Genomic DNA, 2,864 nt, shown 5'->3' on the forward strand with positions numbered 1-2,864 from the left:
AGCGCGTGATTGCAGCGTTAGGCATCTATCTCTAACTCCGGCATTGTTGCGTAATGTTTGACTCAGCAATAATCTGCGATTATAGTTGCGAGTTCAAGCATTAAGCAAAGAGGTGTCTGTGTCAAAAAATTTAGAAGCTGATTTGGTGATAAATATCATCAACCTGCAAAGCAAAATTCAGAAAAGGATTGGCGCCGCTCTTTCTGCGCATGGTATTGGTCTGTCAGAATATCTTGTTCTAAATCAGCTATATATCGCTACAAGTCAGAAAATGCGACGCAGCGACCTTGCGGAAAAAGTGGGATTAAGCCCGTCCGGCGTCACACGTCTTCTTAATCCTATGGAGAAAATAGGCCTTATTGTAAAGGAAGATAATCCTCGTGATGCCAGAGTCAGTCTGGTTGCACTTTCAGATACTGGAAGGAAAATTACTGAAGAGGCAAAAATTTCGTTTGAGTATTCATCTGTTGCATTGTTTGAGTCTCTAGATAAAGACCAGTTAAGCACATTATCAGAGCTGATTAAGGTTGTAACAAAATGACTATAAACCGTTACCGGCAAGCTCTGATAAATAGAATTGAGACGTCTGTTACTCAAAATCATGTTGGCGTGGGCTCAGTCAATACTGCCTACTTGTCGTCTGGCTCTGGTCAACCGCTGATCTTGCTACATGGCGGTGGGGCAGGGGCGATAACTTGGTATCCATCCATTGCCGCGTTCTCAAAGGACTTTCGGGTAATTGCACCTGACATAGTAGGTTATGGAGAATCCGATAAGCCTAATGCTGCTTATGACAAAGCTTATTTTTGCAAGTGGCTAAAGGACTTTTTGTTAGCATTAGATATCCCCAAAGCGCATATTGTGGGCTTGTCTCAGGGCGGCGCAATTGCACTTCAGTTTGTGCTAGATAATCCACAAATGGTTGAAAAACTCGTCTTGGTTGATTCTGGAGGGCTCGGTGCTAAGCCCTCGTTCGCTTCCTTATTCAGTATGATTTTAATGAACAGTTTTCCATCGTCTCTCACTGATCGTTTCTTCTCTCGCTATATACTGTTTAACCCTAAAAATAGAGATCCTAATCACGCTCGCTATTCGATTGATGTGTTAAAGCGAACTGGGGGACAAAATGCTTTTAAGCAAGGCCGAGGTTCGGCGGTTTCAGAAATTCCGAAAGCCTCGCTCCGCAAGATACAAAACAGAACATTAGTGATTTGGGGACAGAATGATCGGCTATTTCCCATTGAATATGGAGAGAGTTCAGCTGCGCAAATACCTAACGCTACGTTTTTAAGAATAGAGGATGCGGGCCATTTGCCACTAATGGACCAAACGCATACCTTTAACAAATCTGTTCTAGATTTTTTAAGCTAGTAGGGGGAGGTATGTTGAGAATTAGAAATAAAAATGTGCTAGTAACAGGAGCTTCCAGAGGAATAGGTAAGGCGATTGCTGAACTTTTTGCTGATCAGGGTGCAAATGTTATTGTCAGCGACCTGGATGATGAATTGGGTAAAAGAGTAGCCACAGACATTGGTGAAATGGCTTGTTATCTGCACCTTGATGTGGGAAAAGAAGATGATTGGATTGCCGCGAGTAAGTTTTTAAAAAATAAATTTGGTGGATTAGACATTCTTGTTAATAATGCGGGAATAGCGGGTATCCTTGAAACTCATGGGCCTCACGACCCTGAAAATCTGGATATTGAAAGCTGGCGTAAAGTCCATCAGACGAATCTTGATGGGGTGGCGCTGGGATGCAAATATGGTATTCGGCTTATGCGGAAGTCTTCATCCGCCAGTATTGTTAATATTTCTTCAAGGTCAGGGATTGTGGGCATCCCCTTTGCTGCTGCATATGCATCGAGTAAAGCCGCTGTTCGCAACCATACAAAATCTGTTGCGCTTTACTGTGCTGAAAAACAATACCCTATTCGATGTAACTCTATTCACCCGGGTGCCATATATACGCCGATATGGGACGTGATGCTTGGAGAGGGGGAGCAAAGAGAAAATGCGGTCAAAGTCATTTCTTCTGAGATCCCGCTTGGCGCTATGGGCGAACCTATCGATGTTGCCTATGCCGCTCTGTATTTGGCTTCTGACGAATCCAAGTATGTCACCGGAATTGAGCTCAATGTTGATGGTGGGGTCCTAGCAGGTAGCGCCGCGTCACCACCAAACAAATAATGCCTAACAATCGGCTGCTGTCGGACTTGCAAAAGCTCCGGCTTCGCCTCTACTTTTGCCAGCCGCACAGCCGGGCGTTAGCTACTACTATGAATCGAACACTATTATTTTTAATATTTTTTACGCTGGTTTCTTGTTCACAGGATTCCGATCATGAGAGAGCAAGTAAGTTGCTGTTTGGGAGTAGTAACCCGGATGATCATTCCGAAGGGTTTAGTGTTTTATACAAAGAATATGAAAATGGATCTGCGTATTCTGCCGGCAAAATCGGGTGGGCGTACCAAAAAGGGTTGAGTGTAGAAGCCAATCTCAGTAAAGCGTTAGAGCTTTACCATTTTGCTGCTCGAAAAGGCATGACGTATTGGCAGTATATGTTAGCTCACGCGTATGAAATGGGCTACCTTGGCTTGGAGAAAAGTAGTGAGCAACGGGATTATTGGCTCAACTACAAGTCAAAAGTACATATTGATATCTATGAGTGCTGGGTTGAATACTATTATTCAAAAGGATTTTATCCTGAAAACCCTGAAATGGAAAAGTTGTACCATGAAAAGTGCAAAAATAGCTAACAAAAGTTTCCAGCGGTCAGTTTTTTCATTACGTTTTTTGTGTTGTTTAACACAAAAATCTTCATTACAAAACTGCTGCTGAAACAGGCGTTAGCGGCTTGAAACGGAT

At 43.1% G+C, this 2,864-nt stretch carries 4 protein-coding genes; all 4 read left to right on the forward strand.

Annotated features, from left to right (window positions below; translation table 11 throughout):
* The first annotated feature begins 118 nt into the window (after positions 1-118).
* Entirely contained in the window at positions 119-541 is a 423-nt protein-coding gene (locus tag Q4526_RS06105; RefSeq protein ID WP_215976042.1) for a MarR family winged helix-turn-helix transcriptional regulator, read from the forward strand.
* Positions 538-1,371, forward strand: a complete 834-nt coding sequence (locus Q4526_RS06110) for an alpha/beta fold hydrolase (RefSeq protein ID WP_215976043.1) — start codon at positions 538-540, stop codon at positions 1,369-1,371. The genes Q4526_RS06105 and Q4526_RS06110 overlap by 4 nt, the downstream gene beginning before the upstream one ends.
* An 11-nt stretch (positions 1,372-1,382) precedes the next feature.
* Entirely contained in the window at positions 1,383-2,186 is an 804-nt protein-coding gene (locus Q4526_RS06115; RefSeq protein ID WP_215976044.1) for an SDR family oxidoreductase, read from the forward strand.
* An 89-nt stretch (positions 2,187-2,275) separates the two neighbouring features.
* A complete protein-coding gene (locus Q4526_RS06120; protein ID WP_215976045.1) occupies positions 2,276-2,755 on the forward strand; it encodes a tetratricopeptide repeat protein in 480 nt (159 codons plus the stop codon).
* Positions 2,756-2,864 lie beyond the last annotated feature (109 nt).

This window comes from Gilvimarinus sp. 2_MG-2023 (genome assembly GCF_030547685.1).
Classification (GTDB): domain Bacteria; phylum Pseudomonadota; class Gammaproteobacteria; order Pseudomonadales; family Cellvibrionaceae; genus Gilvimarinus.

Excerpts from the sequence above, each read along its gene's own strand:
- Q4526_RS06110 (WP_215976043.1), top strand. The coding sequence starts at position 538 with ATGACTATAAACCGTTACCGGCAAGCTCTGATAAATAGAATTGAGACG.
- Q4526_RS06115 (WP_215976044.1), top strand. The coding sequence starts at position 1,383 with ATGTTGAGAATTAGAAATAAAAATGTGCTAGTAACAGGAGCTTCCAGA.
- Q4526_RS06120 (WP_215976045.1), top strand. The coding sequence starts at position 2,276 with ATGAATCGAACACTATTATTTTTAATATTTTTTACGCTGGTTTCTTGT.